General features: G+C 41.2%; 22 protein-coding genes, 2 pseudogenes and 1 riboswitch. Of the genes and pseudogenes, 11 read left to right on the top strand and 13 right to left on the bottom strand.

Features of this window, described 5'->3' with window-relative positions; translation table 11 throughout:
* Positions 1 to 7: 7 nt before the first annotated feature.
* Positions 8 to 2,245, bottom strand: a complete 2,238-nt coding sequence (locus tag BLW31_RS18365) for a TonB-dependent receptor (protein ID WP_029425007.1) — start codon at positions 2,243 to 2,245, stop codon at positions 8 to 10.
* Positions 2,246 to 2,342: riboswitch (TPP riboswitch) on the bottom strand.
* Positions 2,343 to 2,473: 131 nt separating this feature from the next.
* Here BLW31_RS18365 and BLW31_RS18360 point away from each other — a divergent pair.
* The gene (locus tag BLW31_RS18360) at positions 2,474 to 3,385 is read left to right on the top strand and encodes a mechanosensitive ion channel family protein (protein WP_022301675.1); all 912 of its coding nucleotides are present in this window, start codon (positions 2,474 to 2,476) and stop codon (positions 3,383 to 3,385) included.
* Positions 3,386 to 3,482: 97 nt separating this feature from the next.
* Here the strand turns inward: BLW31_RS18360 and BLW31_RS18355 are convergent, their stop codons facing one another.
* Together BLW31_RS18355 and BLW31_RS18350 are read right to left on the bottom strand one after the other, a co-directional pair.
* The gene (locus tag BLW31_RS18355; protein ID WP_008763772.1) at positions 3,483 to 3,722 is read right to left on the bottom strand and encodes a hypothetical protein; all 240 of its coding nucleotides are present in this window, start codon (positions 3,720 to 3,722) and stop codon (positions 3,483 to 3,485) included.
* 60 nt (positions 3,723 to 3,782) lie between these two features.
* Positions 3,783 to 5,069, bottom strand: coding sequence for an O-acetylhomoserine aminocarboxypropyltransferase/cysteine synthase family protein (locus BLW31_RS18350; RefSeq protein WP_010535402.1), 1,287 nt, complete (start codon positions 5,067 to 5,069; stop codon positions 3,783 to 3,785).
* Positions 5,070 to 5,247: 178 nt separating this feature from the next.
* Here BLW31_RS18350 and BLW31_RS18345 point away from each other — a divergent pair, with 178 nt between their 5' ends.
* Entirely contained in the window at positions 5,248 to 5,718 is a 471-nt protein-coding gene (locus tag BLW31_RS18345) for an Lrp/AsnC family transcriptional regulator (RefSeq protein ID WP_010535401.1), read from the top strand.
* On the opposite strand, the gene BLW31_RS18340 is transcribed toward BLW31_RS18345, so the two are convergent.
* Together BLW31_RS18340 and BLW31_RS18335 are read right to left on the bottom strand one after the other, a co-directional pair.
* Positions 5,715 to 6,572: a 23S rRNA (adenine(2030)-N(6))-methyltransferase RlmJ gene (locus BLW31_RS18340; RefSeq protein WP_010535400.1), complete on the bottom strand. Its 858-nt coding sequence runs from the start codon at positions 6,570 to 6,572 to the stop codon at positions 5,715 to 5,717. The two genes, BLW31_RS18345 and BLW31_RS18340, sit on opposite strands and share 4 nt — an antisense overlap.
* Before the next feature lie 77 nt (positions 6,573 to 6,649).
* A complete protein-coding gene (locus BLW31_RS18335) occupies positions 6,650 to 7,222 on the bottom strand; it encodes a Crp/Fnr family transcriptional regulator (protein ID WP_010535399.1) in 573 nt (190 codons plus the stop codon).
* Positions 7,223 to 7,482: 260 nt separating this feature from the next.
* Between BLW31_RS18335 and BLW31_RS18330 the strand changes: the two genes are divergently transcribed.
* The 4 genes and pseudogenes from BLW31_RS18330 (at position 7,483) to BLW31_RS18315 (ending at position 11,367) form a co-directional block, all read left to right on the top strand.
* Positions 7,483 to 8,106, top strand: coding sequence for a CatB-related O-acetyltransferase (locus tag BLW31_RS18330; RefSeq protein ID WP_010535398.1), 624 nt, complete (start codon positions 7,483 to 7,485; stop codon positions 8,104 to 8,106).
* Positions 8,107 to 8,281: 175 nt separating this feature from the next.
* Positions 8,282 to 9,651: pseudogene (locus BLW31_RS18325) on the top strand (MATE family efflux transporter).
* Positions 9,652 to 9,952: 301 nt separating this feature from the next.
* The gene (locus BLW31_RS18320; RefSeq protein ID WP_010535397.1) at positions 9,953 to 10,909 is read left to right on the top strand and encodes a bifunctional helix-turn-helix transcriptional regulator/GNAT family N-acetyltransferase; all 957 of its coding nucleotides are present in this window, start codon (positions 9,953 to 9,955) and stop codon (positions 10,907 to 10,909) included.
* Complete coding sequence (locus BLW31_RS18315; protein WP_010535396.1) at positions 10,906 to 11,367, top strand: DUF3795 domain-containing protein; 462 nt, start codon at positions 10,906 to 10,908, stop codon at positions 11,365 to 11,367. Before BLW31_RS18320 ends, BLW31_RS18315 begins: the two co-directional genes overlap by 4 nt.
* 22 nt (positions 11,368 to 11,389) lie before the next feature.
* Here the strand turns inward: BLW31_RS18315 and BLW31_RS24915 are convergent, their stop codons facing one another.
* Both BLW31_RS24915 and BLW31_RS18305 read right to left on the bottom strand, forming a co-directional pair.
* Entirely contained in the window at positions 11,390 to 11,593 is a 204-nt protein-coding gene (locus tag BLW31_RS24915; RefSeq protein ID WP_029425004.1) for a hypothetical protein, read from the bottom strand.
* 77 nt (positions 11,594 to 11,670) lie between these two features.
* On the bottom strand, positions 11,671 to 12,099 hold the full coding sequence (locus BLW31_RS18305) for a DUF3788 domain-containing protein (protein ID WP_010535394.1): 429 nt from the start codon (positions 12,097 to 12,099) through the stop codon (positions 11,671 to 11,673).
* Positions 12,100 to 12,246: 147 nt separating this feature from the next.
* Between BLW31_RS18305 and BLW31_RS18300 the strand changes: the two genes are divergently transcribed.
* Both BLW31_RS18300 and BLW31_RS18295 read left to right on the top strand, forming a co-directional pair.
* A complete protein-coding gene (locus tag BLW31_RS18300; protein WP_010535393.1) occupies positions 12,247 to 14,202 on the top strand; it encodes a DUF3857 domain-containing protein in 1,956 nt (651 codons plus the stop codon).
* A gap of 6 nt (positions 14,203 to 14,208) precedes the next feature.
* Complete coding sequence (locus BLW31_RS18295) at positions 14,209 to 15,771, top strand: DUF3857 domain-containing protein (protein WP_010535392.1); 1,563 nt, start codon at positions 14,209 to 14,211, stop codon at positions 15,769 to 15,771.
* A gap of 181 nt (positions 15,772 to 15,952) precedes the next feature.
* Here the strand turns inward: BLW31_RS18295 and BLW31_RS18290 are convergent.
* A pseudogene (locus tag BLW31_RS18290) lies at positions 15,953 to 16,235 on the bottom strand (AraC family transcriptional regulator); the annotation flags it as partial.
* 122 nt (positions 16,236 to 16,357) lie between these two features.
* Between BLW31_RS18290 and BLW31_RS18285 the strand changes: the two are divergent.
* The gene (locus BLW31_RS18285; RefSeq protein WP_010535390.1) at positions 16,358 to 16,981 is read left to right on the top strand and encodes a hypothetical protein; all 624 of its coding nucleotides are present in this window, start codon (positions 16,358 to 16,360) and stop codon (positions 16,979 to 16,981) included.
* Between the two features lie 20 nt (positions 16,982 to 17,001).
* Here BLW31_RS18285 and BLW31_RS18280 read toward each other — a convergent pair whose 3' ends face one another.
* Both BLW31_RS18280 and BLW31_RS18275 read right to left on the bottom strand, forming a co-directional pair.
* Positions 17,002 to 17,403, bottom strand: coding sequence for a GNAT family N-acetyltransferase (locus BLW31_RS18280; protein ID WP_010535389.1), 402 nt, complete (start codon positions 17,401 to 17,403; stop codon positions 17,002 to 17,004).
* Between the two features lie 12 nt (positions 17,404 to 17,415).
* Positions 17,416 to 18,291: a helix-turn-helix domain-containing protein gene (locus BLW31_RS18275; protein WP_010535388.1), complete on the bottom strand. Its 876-nt coding sequence runs from the start codon at positions 18,289 to 18,291 to the stop codon at positions 17,416 to 17,418.
* 231 nt (positions 18,292 to 18,522) lie between these two features.
* Between BLW31_RS18275 and BLW31_RS18270 the strand changes: the two genes are divergently transcribed.
* Positions 18,523 to 18,828, top strand: coding sequence for a hypothetical protein (locus BLW31_RS18270; RefSeq protein WP_010535387.1), 306 nt, complete (start codon positions 18,523 to 18,525; stop codon positions 18,826 to 18,828).
* Positions 18,829 to 19,379: 551 nt separating this feature from the next.
* Positions 19,380 to 19,604 carry a winged helix-turn-helix domain-containing protein gene (locus BLW31_RS18265; RefSeq protein ID WP_010535386.1) on the top strand — a complete coding sequence of 75 codons (225 nt, stop codon included), beginning with the start codon at positions 19,380 to 19,382 and terminating at the stop codon, positions 19,602 to 19,604.
* A 210-nt stretch (positions 19,605 to 19,814) separates the two neighbouring features.
* Here BLW31_RS18265 and BLW31_RS18260 read toward each other — a convergent pair whose 3' ends face one another.
* From BLW31_RS18260 to BLW31_RS18250, 3 genes are all read right to left on the bottom strand, one after another.
* On the bottom strand, positions 19,815 to 20,963 hold the full coding sequence (locus tag BLW31_RS18260) for an acyltransferase family protein (RefSeq protein WP_010535385.1): 1,149 nt from the start codon (positions 20,961 to 20,963) through the stop codon (positions 19,815 to 19,817).
* Between the two features lie 109 nt (positions 20,964 to 21,072).
* Positions 21,073 to 21,636, bottom strand: a complete 564-nt coding sequence (locus tag BLW31_RS18255) for a Crp/Fnr family transcriptional regulator (RefSeq protein ID WP_010535384.1) — start codon at positions 21,634 to 21,636, stop codon at positions 21,073 to 21,075.
* Between the two features lie 263 nt (positions 21,637 to 21,899).
* On the bottom strand, positions 21,900 to 23,393 hold the full coding sequence (locus BLW31_RS18250; RefSeq protein WP_010535383.1) for a RagB/SusD family nutrient uptake outer membrane protein: 1,494 nt from the start codon (positions 23,391 to 23,393) through the stop codon (positions 21,900 to 21,902).

Below are 23,393 nucleotides of genomic sequence, written 5' to 3'. Positions count from 1 at the left end.
GTTATTGTTAAAAACGGAAAGACACATGTCCCATAACGTTTGTTCCCGCCTGGGCAGCATATCCGGCAGAATCTATTCTATGATTCACGTCCTTATCGTATGAACTGGATGCCCAGCCGTTATTCTCATATTCTTCGTTGAAGAGATTATAGACGGTCACACCCAAAGTGATTTCTTTCGCTACCTTGCGGGGCTTGAATGTATAAGCCAGATTCAGGTTGTTTACAAAATACTTATCCAGTGTCAATGCTTCTACTTCGGCGTTTGTCATGTATTGCTTACCGACAAACTGAGATTGAAGAGAGGCTTCGAATCCCTGATACGTAAAAGCGAAACGGTTGTTTAGCAGGAAATCTGGTGAAAAAGCGATTCGGGTACTCTTATGAGAAACGCTTGCGACATCCAATAAGTTCCAGTCATCATCGTATATGGGAATGTTTTCTACGAAATTTTTGATACGGTTTTTGCTCCATGTGGCATTGATATCCCACTGGAACCATTTGCACGGCTTGATGCCTAACATGAGTTCGATTCCCATCCGGTAACTGTCCGGAACGTTTTCAGTCAGAGCTTCACCAATATCATTTAGTGCACCGGTGAGGACAAGCTGGTCGGTATAATCCATGTAGTAAAAATTGGCACCTGCTGTCAGCCAATGAGTGGCAAAGGTATATCCGGCTTCGTAGTCGAGCAGCTTTTCGGCTTTCGGGTAGCTGTCCGGATTGCCATCGGTATAGTTGTTTCTTGTCGGTTCTTTTTGGGCAACGGAGAAAGAGGCATAGATGCGATGGTTGGAGTTGATATTCCAGTTCAGTCCGACTTTCGGGTTGAAGAAGTCGAATTTCTTGTCTATGGCGAGTGGTCGCAACGTGTTTTTATTCCAGTCGTATTTGTCATTTGTCCCGTCGATGGTGTAGTCTATATGCCGGTATTGGAGATCGGCATAGGCACTTAGGCCTTTGGACAGGTCGTAAGTTGCTTTCAGGTAGATGTTGCCATCGGTTTTCTTCGATTGGTTACGATAGTATTCGTGTTCGGGAGATAATGCGCCGATGTAGTTCTTCACCCAGGTCACTCTTCCAAAGTTGCTGCCCCGGTACTGATTCAAGCCTCCGCCCAAGGAAGCTGTCAGCCGGTGGTTGGTATAATTGAGGGAGAATACACCTCCGCCAAACTTATTGTCCATTTTCTTTTGGCGGACCAGATCGCTTTTCGAAACTTCTTTTCCATCCATTGTAAATGGTTTCAGCCCGTATGTTACCAGATAGCTACTGTCTTTGTACTCTTCATAGTAGCCGTCTCCTTTGGTATAGTGCAAGGCTGCGTTCAGATTCCATGCGGTAGAGAAACTATGATTGAAAATAAGTTGATAGTTCTTTTGTAGATAATTATCTGTCTGGTCAGCATAATAATGTTTCTTTCCGTCGTCTCCTTTATACTCCCCACAGGAATTATAACGTCTTCCGAATTCCTGCATTTCCTCCTTGCTGGCGTAGTTCCACGCATGATAAGTCTTTTCTTTTCCGGAAAATGCGATGAGTTTGACAGATGTGTTTTCTGCAAAATATCCTCCTTGCAGATAGTACGAACTGAGATTGACTGAAGCACGGTCGATGTAACCGTCCGTACCGATATTGGAGAGGCGGGCATCGAATGTCCAGTGGTTGTTCAGCAGTCCGGTTCCCACTTTAACGGTTTCCTTGTGCGTGTTGAAAGAACCATAAGAACCGTTGAATTCTGCATACGGTTTCATAGATGCACCTTCGGTCTGCATATTGACACTGGCTCCGAATGCACCGGCTCCATTGGTCGATGTGCCTGCACCACGTTGTACCTGCATATCTTTTACAGAAGAAGAGAAGTCGGGCATATTTACCCAAAACAGGTTATGGCTCTCAGCGTCATTCATGGGGATACCATTGACGGTGATGTTGATACGTGTGCCATCCGTTCCGCGTACACGAAGTGTCGTATAACCGATTCCCGACCCCGCATCCGAGGTGGTGAGTGTGGAAGGAGTCATACTCAACAGGTAAGGGATATCCTGTCCGAAGTTCACCTTTTTAAGTTCGGCTTTGCCTATATTGGTAAATGCTACGGGAGTTTTTGCTGTAGCACGGGTGGATACTACCTGCACCTCTTGCAGGTTGATTACTTTCAGACTGTCTGATACTGCACTCGTTTGTGCATGGACAGGGAAGCCTGCGCCCAATAAGGCGACGGCCATCATCATATTTTTTTTCATCTTGCTTATTAATTGGTTCTCTACGCCGGCATTACCCGGTTCAGATTCTATGGGTATGTTCTCAGCCCGTCATGTTAAGGCACCCCTACTTTGTGAATCGGTGACAAAATTACAGCTTTTGCGGGAGGAAAGCAAAAAAAACTTTTAGATTTGCTAAAAACAATATAACTTTGTCGTTTGTTAAAATATAGCAAGATAGGGATTTATTCATTTTAATATATATCAATTATGCTACTATTATTTCAAGCGACAGCAACACAGCTTGCTGATTCAACGCAAATCGTCGCAGATAAATTAATGGAAGAGGCGATTGCCAATGCGGATGGACTGGACAAGCTTACTCTTATCACCCAACAATTGGTAGACTTCGGTATCCGTGCCGGAGAACGTATCCTGATTGCAGCCATTGTCTTCACTGTAGGACGTTTCCTGATATCAATGCTCAACAGATTTGTCGGACGTCTGATGGACAGAAGAAAAGTCGATGTAAGTATCAAGACTTTTGTGAAAAGCTTGGTAAACATCCTGTTGACTATTCTTTTAATCATTTCCGTAGTCGGAGCTTTGGGAGTTGAAACAACTTCGTTTGCTGCTTTGCTGGCTTCTGCCGGTGTGGCCGTAGGTATGGCATTGTCCGGAAATTTGCAGAACTTTGCCGGAGGACTGATCGTATTGCTCTTCAAGCCTTATAAGGTAGGAGACTGGATTGAAAGTCAGGGAGTTTCCGGAACCGTGAAGGAAATACAGATATTCCATACGATTTTGACTACCGGAGACAATAAAGTGATCTATATACCAAACGGCGCAATGAGCAGTGGAGTCGTAACAAACTACAATACACAGACTACCCGCCGTGTAGAATGGATTGTCGGAGTCGATTACGGAGAAGATTATAATAAGGTACAGCAGATTGTCCGTGATATTTTGACGTCTGATAAGCGGATTCTGAGTGATCCGGCTCCGTTTATAGCTCTTCATGCGTTGGATGCCAGCAGTGTGAATGTGGTGGCACGAGTTTGGGTGAATACAGCAGATTATTGGGGAGTTTATTTTGATATAAACAAGACTATTTATGAAACCTTTAATGAAAAAGGTATCAACTTCCCGTTCCCGCAACTTACAGTGCACCAGGGCAATTGATTTCTATGCTATATATGCTAAAACGAGAGAGTTTCACTTGGGTGAGGCTCTCTCGTTTTATATGAACAGTTTGTCTGGTGTGATTGGAAAATTTCTTTTATTTTATGCCGAAGTCTTCAGCAAATTCATATCGGTCTTCTTTGATTCCCAGTACATGGTTGATCTTCCTCCTTTTTTCGAGGTCTTTAAAGTAGCTTTCTACGACCTGATAGAGATCAAAATTACTGGTTGATCCTGCGGCAAGATCAAGTGATTCCACCATTTTTTCTACTGCCTGGTGGATTTTTCCTGCGTCTATCAGATGCAGTTCGTTGCTGTGTATTAAATATTTTTCCATAACTGCAATGTTTTAATGTTATATTGTTATAACGTATCACGGTGATGGAAAGTTCAATCCTCAGATTTTGGCAAGTGCCTGATCCAGGTCAGCAATCAAATCATTGATATGTTCTGTCCCGATGGACAAACGTACCGTTCCCGGATAAATTTCCTGTTCCGCAAGCTCCTGTGCATTGAGTTGCGAATGGGTAGTGCTTGCCGGATGGATAACCAGTGATTTTACGTCGGCTACATTAGCCAGTAATGAGAAAATTTCCAGACTGTCGATAAAACGGTGTGCCTCTTCTTGTCCGCCTTTTACTTCAAAAGTAAAGATTGAACCTGCGCCATTCGGGAAATAGCGTTGATAGAGCGCATGATCCGGATGATCGGGAAGTGAAGGATGGTTGACTTTCTTCACCTTTGGATGATTATTCAGGAAGTTCACAACTTTTAGTGCGTTTTCTACATGGCGCTCTACACGCAGTGAAAGTGTTTCCAGACCTTGCAGCAATATAAAAGCATTGAACGGACTGATAGTCGCTCCCGTATCACGTAGCAAAGTGGCGCGGATACGGGTGACGTAAGCGGCAGGACCGGCAGCATCTACAAAGCGTACTCCGTGATAACTTGGGTCGGGTTCTGTCAGTTGCGGGAATTTTCCGGAAGCTACCCAGTCGAATTTTCCGGAATCAACGATTACTCCTCCCAATGAACTGCCATGACCGCCAATGAATTTGGTTGCAGAATGCACGACGATGTCTGCACCATGTTCGATAGGACGAATTAAATAGGGAGTGCCGAATGTGTTATCTATGATCAACGGTATTTTATGGCTGTGAGCAATTGCGGACACGGCTTCTATATCGATAATATTGGAATTCGGATTTCCGAGTGTCTCGATAAATATGGCTTTTGTATTTTCCTGAATCGCTTTCTCAAAGTTGGAAAGGTCGCTCGGGTCAACGAACGTGGTAGTAACTCCATAGTTGGGTAACGTGTGTGCCAGCAAGTTATAACTTCCCCCGTAAATTGTCTTGGCAGCTACGATGTGGTCGCCTGCGCGAGTGATGTTTTCGAAAGCATAAGTAATTGCGGCGGCGCCGGAAGCAACCGCCAGCCCTGCTATCCCTCCTTCGAGGACAGCTACCCGTTCTTCAAAAACACCTTGGGTGGAGTTGGTCAGACGCCCATAGATATTACCCGGATCTTGCAGACCGAAACGTGCGGCTGCATGAGCCGAATTATGGAATACATAAGAAGTAGTCTGATAAATAGGTACTGCGCGTGCATCTGTTGTCGGATCTGCTTGTTCTTGTCCTACATGAACCTGTAATGTCTCAAAGTGTAAATTCTTTCTTTCCATAATCGTATGCTTTTTAAGTTTAATGTTCTCTCTTTATTTTCTTGCAAAGTTATGGAGCGTAGAAATATCGAACAATATATAACTGAAATATAGAAAATAATACTATTTTTGTATCGTTATACAGAATAAGACGATTGTCTTATTCTTTAAAATCACCTGTTAGAAGAATATTTTTCTTATGGATACTTTTGAGAAATTGGATAAAGTGGATTTGCAGATACTTCGTACTTTGCAAGAGAATGCGCGATTGACGACTAAAGAGTTGGCTGCGCGGGTAAGTCTTTCATCAACTCCTGTTTTCGAACGACTCAAACGTCTTGAAAGCGGAGGATATATAAAGAAGTATATAGCTGTGCTGGATGCAGAGAAACTGAATCAGGGCTTTGTAGTCTTTTGCAGTGTCAAACTAAGGCGGCTAAACAGGGATATTGCGGCTGAGTTTACCCGGATCATACAGGATATTCCCGAGGTGACCGAATGCTATAATATATCGGGCAGCTATGATTACTTGCTGAAGATTCATGCTCCCAATATGAAATATTACCAAGAGTTCATCCTTAATATACTGGGGACTATCGATAGCTTGGGTTCACTGGAAAGCACATTTGTGATGGCGGAAGTGAAGCATCGGTATGGAATCCATATTTAGTTGAAGGGCTTATCTCTGTATAGGCTTCCATCCTTATCCTTGTATGTTGCGTTCTGGTAGAGACGAACCAGCATATCACTATAATCAAGAATAATCTTCTTTGATTGTTGCGATAAGTTTGTAGCCAGAATGCCGCTGCCTATAATACCGGGATTGTATAATACCGTATCTTGTCTGATAGATTTCATTATTAGCTCTACACAAGTATACTCTTTGATTCCTGCATCTTTTAGCCGGGGCATAATGTATGAATTCAGATAGCTTTTATCGTTTAGAGTCATGAAGCCATACCATAATAAGCACTTCATTCCCAATCGGGTAGCTTCTATTAATAGATCCAGATAAGTTAGTCCGGATGTTCCTTTCTTGTCAATCTCATAAGGGTCGATATGAACGAAAGTGTCTTTACGCAGCGAAGGCAGTAGGGCTATGACTCCTTCAAGGGAATCGGTGTGATACAGGTGGACAGAAGGAAGTAGATCTGCTCGTTCCGCAAACAGTGCTACATTATCCAGAGCACTCTTTTCGAGATCAAAGAATATAAATCTTTGTGCCTTCCTTCCTGCTATTTTCATGGCTAAAGCCGGAGAGCCTAAATAGCAGCCTCCCTGCATTTCTGTATATTCCAGCTGAAAGTAAGTGGAGTCTTTTAAATCTTGATTGTCGCCTTCTGCCACTTTTTCTAAGAAATGATAAATGCCATATTGCTGTTCCGGAGTTTGTTTCATCGGATAAATAGCACAGGCAGAATTTGTTTCTACATAGATTGATGAACTCTCTCTGCGAAGAACTTCGCAAAGTACCAGATGTTTCAGTACATCGGGTTGTTTGCCAAAATGAATATAAGTTGCCATATCTTTGCCAATTTACTGTTTACGGTGGCAATATTAGGGCATATACGACAAGAAAACATTGACCAAAGTCAAGACTTTTATTTAAATAGCTGTTTTCTCCGTATTCTGCTCAATGTTTCAGAGGTGATTCCCAAAAACTGGGCTATTTCTTTCAGGGATAGATGTTTTTGCAAATCAGGACATCGCTTCATCAGAGTCTGATAACGCTGTTCGGGAGTATCGCAGTAAAAACCTAATAAACGCTGGTATATTTCTGCAAACATATTTTCTGCTATTTGTCTTCCCAGACGTTGAGTATCCATGTCTGTTTCCCAAAACTGGTTAAGTCTGTCTGAAGTGAGGAGATAAACTTCGCAGGCTGTAGATGCTTGTATGTTGACTGTAGAATTTGTCTTGCTCATCAAAGAAGGGTAATCGCAGACAAAGTCGTCTTTGAAACTATAGCCGACAATCCATTCATTGGCGTTTCCATCGATGTGTGACAGGCGGAAGATGCCGGATGAAACGAATCCTATCTGACTGTTCTTTTCATTCTGCCGGATCAGATAGTCGTTTTTTTTTAGCTTCTTGCAGATACCTTCTTCCAGAAATATCTTTTCCAGTTTTCCTGTATCTATTGTTGTATTATCTTTTACGTTGAATGGATTCATATATAATACTGTTAGCATATTTAGCAAATATACATGATAATTCTTAGAATGTCGTGCGGGATATGAAAATTATCCAGTACCTTTGTCAGGTGATATGAACCCTATTCTTTTAACGCAATGAAATGGCAACGTTGTAAATAGCTTCGCTTTATATGGACGATGAACAATGGTAAAGTCTGTTGTTCAGGTCTTTTGTGACTTAATAAGTCATATGGTATTTTATTATTTTATATTAAAAACGATATAAAGAAGCAATTACAATGAATACAAATATATATCCGCGAACTAATGATCTTCAGACTATTTATCTGAATGCCGTTATCGATAATCCTGATATAAAGGTAGGTGACTACACTATATACAATGATTTTGTGAATGATCCTGTCCAGTTTGAGAAGAACAACGTATTATATCATTATTCTATCAATGGAGACCGGTTGATAATAGGAAAATTCTGTTCGATAGCTTGCGGGGCTAAGTTTCTGTTTAATAGTGCCAATCATACTTTACGCTCTTTATCGAATTATCCGTTTCCTATATTTTTTGAGGAATGGCAGTTGGACAAGAGAAATATCACTTCAGCCTGGGATAATAAAGGTGATATCGTGATTGGAAATGATGTCTGGATTGGCTATGAAGCTGTTATTATGGCAGGAGTGCATATTGGCGACGGAGCGATTATTGCGTCACGGGCAGTTGTCACTAAAGATGTTCCTCCTTATACAATAGTGGGCGGAACGCCTGCGAAGAAAATCCGGATGCGTTTTGATGAAGATACGATCGCACAGCTGCAGGAACTGAAATGGTGGGACTGGAATATTGATAAGATAGCTCAATATCTACCTCACATAATGAATGGAAATACGGAAGAACTTATGAAATAAATAATGTTGTTTGTATGGAATGTGAATCAGTGGTTGAATCTGATTCGCATTTCTATTATTTAGAATCATCTGTATTCCTCCTCTATTTTATTTCAGAGTCAATATATCTGTCACCTTTGTAAGATTAGCCTGTTTTTCTAGTAACTTTGTACCGGCTTTAGAAAAGAAATGTGGAATGATAAATAAATATGAAGAACGGCTGGGAACAGAACGTATGTTACCGCTTGTTTTTAAAATGGCTCTTCCGGCAGTAGCCGCACAGTTTGTCAATTTGCTTTATAGCATTGTCGACCGTATATACATCGGACATATTCCGGGAATTGGAACCGATGCGCTGGCCGGTGTAGGGGTGACTACTTCCCTTATTATACTGATTTCTTCCTTCTCGGCGATAGTCGGCGGTGGTGGTCGCTGGCTGCTATGGCACTTGGGCAGGGAGACCGTTCACGGGCTGGGAAAATACTGGGAAATGGCTTCGTTTTGCTGATATTATTTACTCTATTAACATCTTTCATCGCATATACTTTTATGGAGCCTATTCTCCTTTTTACAGGAGCTTCTGAAAACACATTGGAATATGCGGTTGATTATCTTTCCATTTATCTGCTGGGAACGATATTTGTTGAGATATCCACAGGTTTGAACAGCTTTATCAATGCACAAGGGCGTCCTGCCATCGCTATGTACTCAGTCTTAATAGGAGCTTTACTGAATATCGCCCTTGATCCTATCTTCATCTTTTGGTTGGATATGGGGGTAAAAGGAGCGGCTTTGGCTACTGTATTTTCCCAAGCGTGCAGTGCGGCATGGGTATTGAGTTTTCTTTTCTCCCGACGTGCCTCTTTACCTCTGGAAAGACGCTATATCAGGCTGGACCGAAAGATTATACTTGCCATCTTTGCTTTAGGTGTATCTCCTTTTATTATGGCAAGCACAGAGAGCCTGGTCGGTTTTGTTCTGAATAGCAGTCTGAAAGGATTTGGAGATATTTATATCAGTGCTTTGACTGTTCTGCAAAGTGCGATGCAGTTTGCCAGCGTACCGCTCACTGGATTTGCGCAAGGTTTTGTACCGATTATAAGTTATAATTATGGTCATGGCGACAAACAGCGTGTGAAAGATTGTTTCCGTATTGTGATGATTACTATGTTCTCATTTAACCTGGTATTGATGCTTTTCATGATTCTGTTTCCTTCAGTTATCGCGTCTGCATTCACCAGCGATGAAAGACTGATTGATACAGTTCGTTGGACGATGCCTGTCTTTTTGGGCGGCATGACAATCTTTGGGTTACAACGTGCTTGTCAGAATATGTTTGTAGCGCTGGGACAGGCCAGAATTTCTATCTTTATTGCTTTATTGCGTAAGGTGATTTTGTTGATTCCGCTGGCATTGATATTACCGCATTTTATGGGAGTGACCGGAGTCTATGCAGCTGAGGCTATATCCGACGCAACAGCTGCCATTTGTTGTACGTTGTTGTTCTTTTGGCAATTTCCTAAAATTCTGGGAAGGATTCAGGAAGGTTCTCTACGTACGGCTTAGAAATTATTTGATTAATCTCTTATGGGTGAGAATGGCACCAGAGTGCAACATGATCTCATTAATCAATATATCTATAAGATTGTGAAGTAGATAAATGAGACCTGATAACAAAAAAGACTTGGAACTTGTTCATTTTCGGTTAAGTTAGGTATAATTCCGCATTCGTGGGATGTAAAAAAAGGATATTATCCAATAAATATGTAATCAGTTACGTATTTATTGGATAATATTTGTTTGTATAGTCGAAAGTATTTATATTTGCGTAATTAATTACGTATTTAATAACGCAAATAATAAAGACATGGACTTTTTTAATCAGACGGGGAAATTAGCTATAGGCAGCCGACTGCGTATGCTGACTGATAAGATCACAGTAGATGCAGCTGCAATCTACAAAATGTTTGGAGTAGACTTGAAACCCAAGTGGTTTCCTGTATTTTTTGTATTATCTCGTGGGGAGGCGAAAACGATTACCTCTATTGCGAGAGAAATAGGTCACTCTCATCCTTCAGTGAGTAATATAATAAAGGAAATGGTGGCTAAAGGATTGGTAAAAGAATCAAAAGACAAGTCGGACGGGAGAAGAAATGTAGTAATGTTATCTGCCAAAGGGAAGAAGATGTCGGATTCTTTTGCTGAGCAATGTGTGGATGTGACGACCGCTATTGAAGAGATAACCCGGCAGACCCGGAATGATCTTTGGAAAGCTATTGAAGAATGGGAAGAACTATTGTCAGATAAATCTCTGCTGCAACGGGTAAAAGAGGCGAAAATGGTGAGAGAGAATCAGGATATCAGAATTGTACCTTATGAACCATGCTATCAGCCGGCCTTCCGAGCTCTTAATGAAGAATGGATAACTGCCTATTTCCGAATGGAAAAAGCCGACTATAAGGCCTTGGATCATCCGCAGGAATACATTTTGGATAAAGGCGGAACTATTCTGGTGGCTCTTTATAAGAATGAGCCGGTCGGTGTATGTGCTTTGTGCAAGATGGATCATCCGCTTTATGATTATGAGTTGGCCAAACTTGCTGTCAGTCCTGAAGTACAGGGAAAAGGTATCGGAGTACTGCTTTGTGAAGCTGTCGTGAATAAAGCCAAAGAGTTGGGTGGTAAAAGAATCTTTATAGAAAGCAATACACGGTTGAAACCTGCTATTCATATTTATCATAAACTAGGATTCAAGGAACTTTCCGAATATCACACGACTTATGAAAGGGGAGACATTCAAATGGAATTAATAATAGAAGAATGAAAAAGGCAGATAGCGAATTTATAAAGGGGCGTATTGCCCCTTGTGGTCTGCATTGTGGAAAATGCTTTGCTTTTGCAGACGGAGATATTTCTTATCATAGCAATGAACTTAAAAGGTCACTGGGCAACTTTGATGTATATGCACAGCGTTTTGTAGCTATGCTTGACGAACCTGTTTTTGCAAAGTATCCGGACTTTAAAGAGTTTCTGGATCATTTGTCCGTAGCGACTTGTCAAGGATGCAGGAAAGAAAAATGCAAGTTGTTCAAAACTTGTAATGTACGTGCATGCAGCGAAGAGAAACAAGTCGATTTTTGTTTCCAGTGCAGCCAGTTCCCCTGTGAAAATACAGGTTTCGACGAGCATTTATACAAAAGATTTGTAACCATCAACAGGCGAATGCAAGAGATTGGAGTGGAAAAGTATTACGAGGAGGTCAGAAATATACCCCGTTATTAGGTTGTCAATTCCTCCTCTTATTTCATTCCAGTTCTTGTGCATAAATATTGATGGCGCGCAGTGCCTTTGAAATTTCAGTCGGAGTAATGTTCTGACATCCTATTCTTAATACTTTCTCCCAGTCCTCCAAATCTACATTCCATTTGTAGATTTGAGGACATAGGGTGAAAAGAGTTGCGATATGTTTTATTTTTCTGGTATCAAAAATGTTGCAAGGGGGAATTATTTGTTTGGATAGGGCTTCTTGAAGGGGGCAATATGAGAAATTTATTTTGTGGGATATCGTGCTTTTCCTTAAGAAATCTATATATTTATTTTTCTGTTTGGCTTCCTTTTGATTAGTAGGAGTCGTTCCATATCATTGAATAGTTCTGTGTTTTTTAATTCAAACATGATCCATTTACCATCGTGAAAAGTGGTAGCTTCATCATATATCATCTGTACCTCGTTAGAAAACAGTTCTCGCTGCATTTCGAATTTGGCACGTTCATCTTTACCTAAGATAACCATAAATCCCAAAGTACGTTCTTTGGCATATAGTGCACAAAGAGTTTTACCGCCTTTACGGTATTTGTATTCATATGTCCACGCTTTGCCGCCACGATTCCAAAGTTGCTCCATTTCATAGCTTTGCTCAATGAGTTGGCAGAGCCGGTTCCATACATTATGAAGTTCTGTGCCTATCAGAGTCTCTATGTCTCTGGGAGTCGGTACTTGAAAAGTCTCTTTCATGTTATTACTGTTTTATATCAGATATGTAATGTGTCGCAAAGATCGGAAAATCTTTTAGTGAATCGTTGTCAGATATAGCTATCTTGTGCTGGGTAATCGATTATTTTATTTACATTTGTTTTTATAAATAAAAAGTGAGTGAAAAACATGAGAAAACAACTATTAGTGTCATTCCTTTGTTGCCTTCTTGCTTCGGCCACATCATTGGCTCAAAACTGGAAATCTTATGAAAAGATTGCGAAGGGAAAGACTTACGAAACTTCCGATTGCGTGACGCTGTTGGATAGCACGCTGGTGTCTGTCCAACCTACCGGGCAAGGCTCGTTTGCCGTATGTAAAGTAATTAAGGTACAGACTCCGAAAGGAGCAGTGGACAACCGGGTGATAAAATACGATTATGACCCTTTGACTGCTTATGCTGAGTTTAAACACGTAACCATCTATCGTGCCAATGGTAAGATAGATGAGCTTGATGTAAAAGGAACCTGTGATTATGCTGCTCCTGCCCGGGCTATTTATTGGGGAGCGAGACAAATCATGATCGAAGTGGGTGCTTTGCAGCCCGGTGATGTCGTGGACTACGAAATAGCTAAAAAAGGTTTTACTTATGCGTTGCTTACAGCCGGTGATGAAGACGAATCACGTTTTATTCCGCCTATGCGTGGGCAGTTTTATGATATTGTTCCCTTTTGGAGCAATACTCCTACTGTACGTAAAGTTTATGTAGTAAGTATTCCGATGGAGAAGGAACTTCAATTTCAGTTTTATCAGGGGGAGTGCACCTCATCTATGCGCTATGAAGACGGTTGCAAAAAATATAGTTTTGTGATGAATGATATGGTGCCTTTCGCTAAAGAACCGAACATGGTAGATCTTTTCGATGCGGCTCCCAAACTGATGATGTCTTCAACTCCACAATGGAAAGACAAATCGCTTTGGTTCAATAAAGTGAACGAAGATTATGGGAGCTTTGCCCCATTGCCCGAAGCGCAGAAGAAGGTGGATGAATTGGTAAAAGGTAAGAACACCGAAATGGAAAAGATTGCTGTACTGACTCATTGGGTGGCAGATAATATTCGCTATTCCGGTATTTCGATGGGAAAAGGAGAGGGTTTCACGCTCCATAATACGAAAATGAATTATACTGACCGTTGTGGAGTCTGCAAAGATATAGCAGGTACACTGATTTCATTTTTGCGTATGGCCGGTTTCGAGGCCTATCCGGCGATGACTATGGCAGGAAGTCGTGTAGAGAGTATTCCTGCCGATCATTTTAATCACTGTGTGGCTGTGGTAAAATTGAGTAATGGAACTTATATGCCCCTCGACCCTACGTGGGTTCCTTTCTGCCGCGAGTTGTGGAGTAGTGCCGAACAGCAGCAAAACTATCTACCGGGGGTACCCGAAGGTTCTGATTTGTGTATCACCCCGGTTTCATCTCCCGAAAACCATTATGTACGTATCAAAGCTGATAACCGTCTGGAGGCAGATGGTACACTGCGTGGTACTTTCACTCTTACAGCCGAAGGACAAAGTGACAGCAATATCCGCCGCATTTTTACTACCGGTTTTCAGAGCGAATGGAAAAGTACGATGGAGCGCCAACTGTTAACTATCTCTCCTAAAGCCAGATTGCTGAGCGTAGACTATGGAAAGAATCCCAAAGATTATCAGGCTGCACCTATTAAAATCACTTTTCGTTATGAGATACCCGACTATGCCTTGAAAGGGGAGGGAGAGATGTTCTTCCGTCCGATGGTGATGAATAACCTTTATAATCAGGTACGTTCTTATTTGCGTATCGACACTTCAGTAGAAAATCGCAAATATGGTTTCAAAGATGGTTGTTCCCGTTTGGTCGAGCTGGATGAAATGATTCAGCTTCCGGCGGGATACAAACTGGTGAATGCTGCCAAGAATGAAATGATGCAAGGAGTAGGAGCTGACTTTGAAGGTTCGCTGACACAGAAAGGGAATAAAGTGTTGCTCCACAATAGGCTGGCTTTGAAGAAACGTGTCTATGAGGCTTCCGATTGGGAAAGTTTCCGCAATGCTGTTAATGCCCACAAGGCGTATGGTGAATATTTGGTGATAAAAAAGTAGAGCAGAATGAAAAATACATATTATTATATAGTAACACTGGTGATGCTGATTCTGGCACTCCCAATGAAAGCGGCATCCGAAGCTGAATTTGGAAAACTGAGCAAGACTTATACGTTACACGCTGACGGTAGTCAGGAAATGCGTGTGCAAAAAGAGCTGACTTTATTTACCCATGCAGCGATGAACCGTGTGTATGGAGAGAGTTTTATTATTTACAATCCGGAATATCAGAAACTGGAGATACACGATTCTTATACTCGTCAGAAAGATGGTACTATTGTGAAGACTCCTGAAAATGCGTTTGTAGAGGTACTTCCTTCTGCGGCGGCAGATGCTCCGGCTTATAACAGTTTGAAAGAGATGGTAATTGTCCATACGGGGCTGGAGTTGGGAGCCACTATTTATCTGGATTACTCTGTTGTTACTCGTCCGGGATATTTGCCCGAACTGGATGTGTGTGAGCAGGTGGAAGAGCTTTCCCCAATCAGGGAATATGTATTTTCACTGTCAGTGCCCGAAAGCAAACCTCTGCATTATGAATGGTTGAATGGGAAAATTGCTCCGGTTGTAAAAACTGCGGATGGTATGAAAACGGTGACCTGGACATTGAAAAATGTGCAACCACGTCCTTATTCACTTGACGTATCTTTGCCCGCAGGCAATATACAGGCAGTTGTGGCATCAACTTATGCTTCAAAAGCTGATGCGTTGAAAGTGATAAAACAACAATTAGAAAATAATGGAAAAGATGTTTCCGAATTAGCACAGAAGTTGACTGCCGGTGCACAAACTACAGAACAAAAAAAGGATTTACTCACTGTTTATGTAGAAGGGTTAGGAAATTGCAGTCTGACATTATCACAAACCGGATACCGTTTGCGACCGGCTTTTGAGGTGATTCGTTCCGCATACGGAACTGAAGCGGAGAAAGCAGCTCTGTTGGCTGCCTTGCAGCAGGCGATAGGTATTCGTGCGGAGCTAAAAGCGGCTTTTCCTAAAACTGAAGATAAAGATGCAGCCGGGCTTGCTGCTCTTAGTGGATTGTTTGTGACCAATAATGGGGTTGCTGATATACAAGATTTTATTTCAGTTGTTGATCTGAATGCTCAACCGGTAGCTTTGAAGAAGGTTACTCATGTTATTTCACGGACTGATACATTACGGGTGAGTGATAAAACCGGAAAGATGCTGGCTGGTGGTTATCGGAAAATTGATTTGCCACAGGCTCGCGGTGGGTGGGCAAGTTACGATGGACGTATGACGGCTCTGAATACCACTCGTCCTGTTAATTTGCTTTTGCGGTATTTGCCTGATGAAACTTACACCTATATCGTAAAAATCGATGAAGGAATGAAATCAACGGTTATACCAACTAATAAAAAGATGGAAAATCCTGTCGGTAGCATGGAAGTTGCAGTGAAAAAGGCGGTGGATAAAATAGAGATCATCCGTACTTTGAAACTGAAAAAGCAATTGATAACTCCGGCTGACTATCCGGCATATTATTGCTTGATGGCGGAATGGATGGACATCAATGGCAATAGCCTGTTATTTCAAACTATAAAGTAAATCTGATAATTAGATCGTTCTGATTGTTATGCTATCCAAAACTTGTCGAAGGACTTTTCTTTTCTGATTAGAGGAGAAGAGCTCCTTCGATTTACCCGGTAAAGTAAATTATTCATTAAAGAAGTTTTATCGGAATGCAAATATCGACAATGTGCTTGTTCTCCGGATGAATCTAGTGCCTTAATTCTGTAACAATCTCACTTATCCGCATCTCGTTATGTAATAATCGATCTTCTACTAATTTTAGTTTATAATTTAAAATATCGACCTGGGTAATTTGCCGAAATGCCAAAATGCCTGCTGATAACTTTGGTCTTGATTTTATCAGGTTGGTAGATATTAGTTTGGATATATTGCAGAATATCCAATGCCTTTTCTTCTGAGTATTCGTCTACCTGTCTCGGCAAAAACATGGCAATGTTGCGTGCGACTACAATAATTATCGTATTAATCAACTGAATGATACTTATATGGAAAGATATAGTATAAATGGGTGTTTATTCATTAATTCAGCTTGCGATGATAGTATATTTTCCATATAACCTTTATCTTTGCACTGAATTAGAACAAACAGTCAATTAAAAATATGAAAACAGCAATATTAGCATTAGGAGTTTTGTGCATGATGGGAGGTTGTTCATCAAAGGCAACAAGTTCAAAAGGTGTCGTTTGTGATGCGACTATGAATACAGTAACGATTGTTACAAATAAAAATGATACACTTTCATTCAGTACGATGGATGCGAGTAAAGATGAGGTCAATGGTCTGCTTCTGAATGATACTCTGGAGGTATTCTATACAGGAAAATACACACCGGGAATGCAGGCTTCTAAGCTGGTTCAGTATCCGCAATCTCCGATAGTAGGAGGTGACCGTGATGAGCATGGTTGCATCGGCTCTGCCGGATATGTATGGTGTGAGGTGCAACAGGATTGTATTCGTTTGTTCGAAAAAGGAATCCGTACGGAAGCGGTTGATTGCAATGACGCTTCTGCTTTCATTGTTTTTAGCCCTGATTCTACACGAGTAGAGCTTTTCTTTTCTAATGATCAACCCAATGAAATTCTGGAAAGACGTGGCCTGCCATCAGGAGGTTATGCATGGAATGTGGAAGATGATGATACAAAGAATGTACGGTTCGTAGATGGCGTGTGGACGATCAGCCAGAGAAATAGGTTGATTTATAGCCAAAAATCAGAAATAAAATGATTGGCAGTAAATAATCGTTTTTATAAATGCCTGATTTGCATGGCCGCTCCTTCCTCTAATAACGAGAATCCATGTTTCTCGTAGAAAACAATATTTTTCTTTTCATCCGGCATGATGTTGAGGTAGAGGTAATCTCTGTATTTCTCCTTTACAATATCTAGGAGCTTTCCGGCAATACCATTCCCCTGATAATCGGGGTGTACTAATAAATAATGGAGAAATGCAACCATTTCTCCATCATCCAGTGCACGGATGAGGCCAACTAATTGGGTTCCATCCCATGCGGTTACTACTAATGACGAAGATTTTAATGCTTTAATTAGCCGTTCGGGATATTTCCCCGATAACCATTTTACAGACAAGAATAGTTCTTCTACCTCTTGTTCTGTGAAGTCTTTTGTCTCTTTGTATACTATATTCATAAGTTGTTTAATTTATTCTCTGAATTCTGCCGGTAAATATCCTGTCTGTCGTTTGAAGAATTTTACGAAATAAGATGGATCTTCAAATCCCAGATAGAAAGCGATTTCTTTGATCTTTAGACTGGAATGAAGCAGTTGACGTTTGGCTTCCAGTATCACTCGGTCATTGATAATCTTCAATGGTGTACTATGAGAACTTTCATAAACACAGTTAGTCAGAGTTTTAGTCGATACGTTTAGATAATTGGCATATTCTTTAACTGTGTGTATGTGTCGGTAGTGGTGCTCCAATGTTTGACGGAACTGAACAAAAGTACGATTGGACGAATTGTTGATACACAATGGGATGCCTGTTCCCCTTTGTCCGATACGCTGTATGTAGATCAGGAACATTTTTACTAAATACTTTAGATAGTCTTTATGGGCAAATGTATTTATATTCCGGCTTTCAGTCTCCATTTCTTCTGTAATATAAGCCAAACGTTGGATATTCTCCGGGGTTACATTATAATAAGGAACAGCATCGAAGGCATTGAAGACATTATATTTCAGGAATACATTTTCGCTGCTTCCTTCGTCTGAAAGAAAACTTTCATTGAAATGAATAATCACTCCTTCAGCTTCCTGATTATTGTCGAAATAATGTATCTGGCCGGGTGATATAAAGAACAACGTATTGTCGCTTACCGAATACTCCTTAAAATCAACATAGTGGACTCCTGTACCTTTCTGAAACCATATAATCTGGTAAAAGCCATGTATGTGCGGCTGCTTGGGATTGTCGCCGTTTTCAAAGAAAAAATCCGGCATTTTCATTAGCTCGAACTGAATACTGGCAGGTGTCTTTTCTTCCAAATGATAAAGAGGAAATGTTTCTGTCTTTTTCATTAGCGGATATGGTATTAGTAATACAATTGATGGATATAAGTTTGCTTGCAAAGATAAGTTGTTTTTATGTCAGGTCAATGGTAAAAAAGAGATATTTAATGGTAAATTAAGGAAGTGAGTTTGAAAGTATGAAATAGCCTTCTCAAATTTACCATTCATTTTCTTAAAACCCCATTGAATACCAATGCCGGTAGTTCTAACTTTGCAGTGTTAATTTAAAAACAAAAGATTATGGCAACAGAAAAAACTGTGGGAGCTTATTTGGAAATAACTCTTAAAGTAAATGAGAACGATCGTGCGGCTGCCGCAGCTGTGTACACAAAGTATCGTCAACCGTTTTTGGATACAATATCCGGTGCAGTCAGTAAGCAATTACTTGTAAGGGGGGAAGATGTGCAGGTACTTCATGGTTTTACTTCTACAACAGAGGCCGAAGGGTATTTAGTCTCTGATTTGTTTAATCAGGATGTAGTAGTTGAACTAAAGCCCTACTTTCAGGCAGCCCCTGAAGTGTACATTTACAATGTAGTTGGTTGAATTTAGCAAATCTCTCCCTTCCTCTTGAACCCGGCAAATAAATAGGGCGCTTAAGTGGAAGGGAGATTTGATGAGGAGAGAGACTCTATTGTAGTTGTAATGCTAAGAAATGTGATAAATTAGTAGTCGCAAAGCAAAAAAAAAGGACGAATGTAATCTTTAATATAAAATTTTGCTATATTTGTATAGCCGTTGAAAGGTGCGTTCATTGAGACTAAATATTGAAAAGCGTTCAGCTTTTTTACGTAGTAACGAAACTACCAATTTCTTTACCCTCGGGGTAAATATTACAACACGTAAAAATGGCTGAACGCCTACGCTTATTATACATATACTTTGCGTGGGCGTTCTTCTCATTTGTGTTGTAGGGATTGGTAGTTCCTGTTGCTACATTTGGGAAGAAAAGGCTCACGTTTTTTTATACCTATCCTCGATAATCAAGATAACATTCAAAACAGATGAAAAGATCTTTAGTTTGGGTTTTATAGTGAAAAAGCGTTGTCCCTTAGACGAGTTAGTTTCCCTTTTGTATTAATTCTAAAAAGACTACTATGGATAAGAAAATTGTAGGTGTCAACGCGGGAAAGATTTGGCATGTTCTCAATGAAGTCGATGGAATTTCCATCCCGGAACTTGCCCGAAAAGTAAATCTTAGTGTAGAAAGCACGGCTTTGGCAGTCGGTTGGCTGGCACGTGAAAACAAAGTGTTTATTGAACGCAAGAATGGACTGGTAGAGGTTTATAATGAAAGTCATATGACTTTCTCTTTTGGATAGTTCGTAATACTTATTGATTTAATGGGGAGCATTGCATCAAGCATGGTGTAATGCTCTTTTTTATTGTTTGTTTTGAGTAAACTGCCATTGTTATTTACCTTCTATTTTTCTTTAGTCGGACTTTGCCAAAGATGAGAAAATAGCCTCACCTTGATAAGCATTCTTTCTTATCAAGGTGAGATGATTGTTTCTTTTTAAAAGATACTATTCTTATTTTTTGGCCAGAAACTTCTTGCTCAGCCACTTTCTTACAGGCTCATCATATAGTTTCAGACAAAGATAAGCCAGCAAGATGCTTCCGAAGAACACGACCAGGGCTATCGGCCAGGACTGGGAGAAAGTAATATGTGGTTCTTTACTCCACAACCAGGCATAGAACAGATACATGAAAGGATAGTGGATGATGTATACCGGATAAGATATATCTCCCAGAAATTTACAGATCTTGGCTGTGCCTTTATCTGTAGTTTTTCCCGAAGCACCCAGGTAGACCAGTAGCGGGAAAATAAGAATGGTGCATACAGCATCGTAAATGCCGTTCATCCACTGAGAAGTGTGACCGCCAACGTAGGGCATGGAAAGTAAAACGAGAGTTGCCACGCTGCACATCCAGAAAGCCCCTTTGATGTGGACAGGTTTAAAGATGCGTGACATCAATAATCCGATAGAGAATGCAAACAGCATGCGTAGAAAACCTCCGATCAGGTTATAGTCGATCATCGACCAGCCTACTCCTAAGTGATAGTTGCCGGAAAGATTGAATATCGAGAAGGACGCCAATCCGATTCCTGCTATCACAACGAGTATCGTAAGTGCTTTGGTAGACAGTCGGCGAATAAACAGGGCATACAAAATATTACCGATATACTCGAAGAACAAAGACCAGCTGGGACCATTCAAAGGATACATCTCACCGTTTCCACGGACTTCGGGACCTGTACCCGGAACAGCCGGGATCAGGAAAAGATTGAGGAGCATGGCCAACATGACCATGGATATGGAAACACGGGTGCCATCCCATTGCTCGCAGCCTTGTATACAAAATGTAATAGCGCCTAAAACGGCTCCCATAACAACCATCGGATGCAGACGGATTAACCTGCGTTTGAAGAACTCTTTCTGGGTCATCGTTGTTTTCCAACGGTCGTCATAAGCATAGCCGATAACGAAGCCCGACAGAATAAAGAAGAAATCGACAGCCAGATATCCATGATTGAATTTCTGATCGATGGGACTTGTGGCAAAGCCTTCAAATACATGATACCATATAACCAGAAGGGCCGCAACCCCTCGCAGTCCGTCAAGGAGTACGTAATGGGGTTTAGAGTCTGCAAAGGCAGAAGAAGAGATTTTTTGCATGTTTTAAATTATTGTTCAAATTAGTATTAGTCATTGTAGAAGCCGCAAAAATACGGATTTTATAGGTTTAAAAATTTGTCCTGCATCAAAATCTTACCATGTATGAGAATTATTTGTATGCTCTGAGGCGGCTGAGTGTTGAAAGTGTTATGCCCAGATAAGAGGCGATGTATCCTAATTGTATCCGCTGGCACATTTGAGGAAACTGAAGCTTGAATGCTTCATATCTTTCTTTAGCAGACAGGGTAAGGCGGTCTTTGTGCGAACGGTGCAGGCGTCTGTATTCGTTTTGATGAATCACTCTTCCCCAGTTTGCCAGTTCGATATTGGTTTCAAACAACCGGAGCAGATCCGTCAGTGATATTTTGTATGCGACAACATCCTCAAGGGTTTCCACAAATTCTTCGCTCATCTTATTATAATATAATTCATCCATACTGAAGACAATCGCCCCTTCACATGCAAAAGAAGTTGTTATCTCTTCTCCGTTTACCAGCCAGAAAGAGCGGGTCATCCCTTCTTCTATAAAATAAGCCGATTTGCAAAACTTGTTAGCCTCTATCAGTTGATGTCTCTTTGGAAAATGACATAATACTGTATTTTCTTTTAGTATTTGTATCGTTTCATCCGAAATTGGATACAAAGAGTTCATCTTATCTATAATATTCCTCATAAAGTAGCCCTTAATAATTTTCTGTCAAGTGCAAAAATAGGAAAAACAATTCTGCTCACAATAGATGCAGGTGAAAAAGGGCTTTGTTTTATCGATTCGTTTACTAAGGAGGAAAGAAGCGGGAGAGTGAGGACTGTGTTGAATGGTAAAGAAGGTACATTTCAGTTTTTATGAAATGTACCTTCTTTGATATCAGGGGGACAGGTTAAATATGTGAATATAGCCAGTTTATTCCGGAAATTATATACATCAATAGACGTTGGTTATCTTGGATTCTGCTGTATATTCGGATTGGCATCTATCTCACTTTGCGGGATAGGCAGAGCTATTCTCAGATCGGTAGCTTCTATCTTTTGTGCGTTAAATGCTTTCAGAGTTTCAAGATGCCAACTGCCTTTGCGTTCAATAGCCAGGCCATTGCGTAAGTAGTCATAGAAGATTTCCCCTTCTCCAACCAGTTCCTTGCGGCGTTCTTTAAGAATTCTGTCCAGAGTGAAAGTCTCTGTTGATACTTGTTGACTCGTATCCGTGGTACGGCGGCTGATAATGTCATTCAGATAACTTTGTGCCTCTTCAAGATTCGTTCCTTTTTTCAGTCCCGCTTCAGCCGCATTCAGATAGACTTCGGAAAGGCGGATGATGCAAATGTTATTGGTCTTGGGATCATCTCCGGTCTTACCGGGGAATTTGGCAAGATAGACTTTCTCGTGCCTGGCGGCAGTCGGAAGTCCGGTGTTGTTTTCTATAACAGATTCCTTTGTCAGGCAATGGCGTACATCCTTGGGATCTTCATTCAGCAGGTTGAGAAAATCCTCCGACAAGATCAGATTATTCCAGTCGATTGTTGCTTCGTTGGCATAAACCATCGGAGCACCCTCACCGCCTGTACCTCCAGAGGGTTCGGATAAAGTGATGTAGAGTTCGAATAATGATTCCGACTGGAAATCCTGTCCCCATACATTGGGATATTCCTCATAACTGTAAAGCTGGTAACGTCCGCCATTGTTATTGATAACATCCGTAGCGGCATCATAGGCTTTCTGATATTCACCCATATTCAGATAGACTCTCGATAGTAATGCCTGAGCTGCCCAGTAGTTGATATAACCATTGGATGTCTCTTGTGTCAATCCGGAGAGTGCATTGCTCATGTCACTGACTACCTGTTCGTAGCATTGTGCTACAGTATTGCGTGACGGTTTATGCGTGGGATCGGACGGGGAGGTTTCGATGGGTACTCCCAATGAAGCCCCCTTGTCATTCGTATAAGGCATTCCGAACAACCGGGTCAGGTTGAAGAGAGAAAGTCCCCGCATGACCAGCGCTTCGGACTTAATGCGGTTCAGTTCTTTGGTATCACTGCTTTGAATACTGCCCGACTCAATTTTCTGTATCAGATTATTCGTCTGTCGTATTACTTTATAAACGGTGTTCCAGGGCAGTACAATATTCAGATTATCGGAAGCAAGCACGTTGTATTCATAATAGGGAGATACGCGTTTTCCGTCTCCTTTGGTTATACGTGCCTGTACATCGGCGGCACGGCAATCACCGTAATACCAATAGTTATCTCCGTAGTAGCTGTGGCCGGATGCCAGACGATAAATTCCGTTCAGAGCGATTTGGGCATCGTCCAGTGTTACGATTGCCTGTCCTGTTTCTACCGAACTGGTAGTGTTAAGGTCTAACCAGTCTGCCGAGCAGGAACTGTTTAGCAAAACCATTGCTGTAAGTATGTATATATGAATTCGTTTCAT

The sequence above is a fragment of the Bacteroides faecis MAJ27 genome (genome assembly GCF_900106755.1).
Taxonomy (GTDB): Bacteria; Bacteroidota; Bacteroidia; order Bacteroidales; family Bacteroidaceae; genus Bacteroides; species Bacteroides faecis.
Note: the sequence above shows the minus strand (reverse complement) of the source record. Positions and strands in the feature narration are given on the sequence as shown.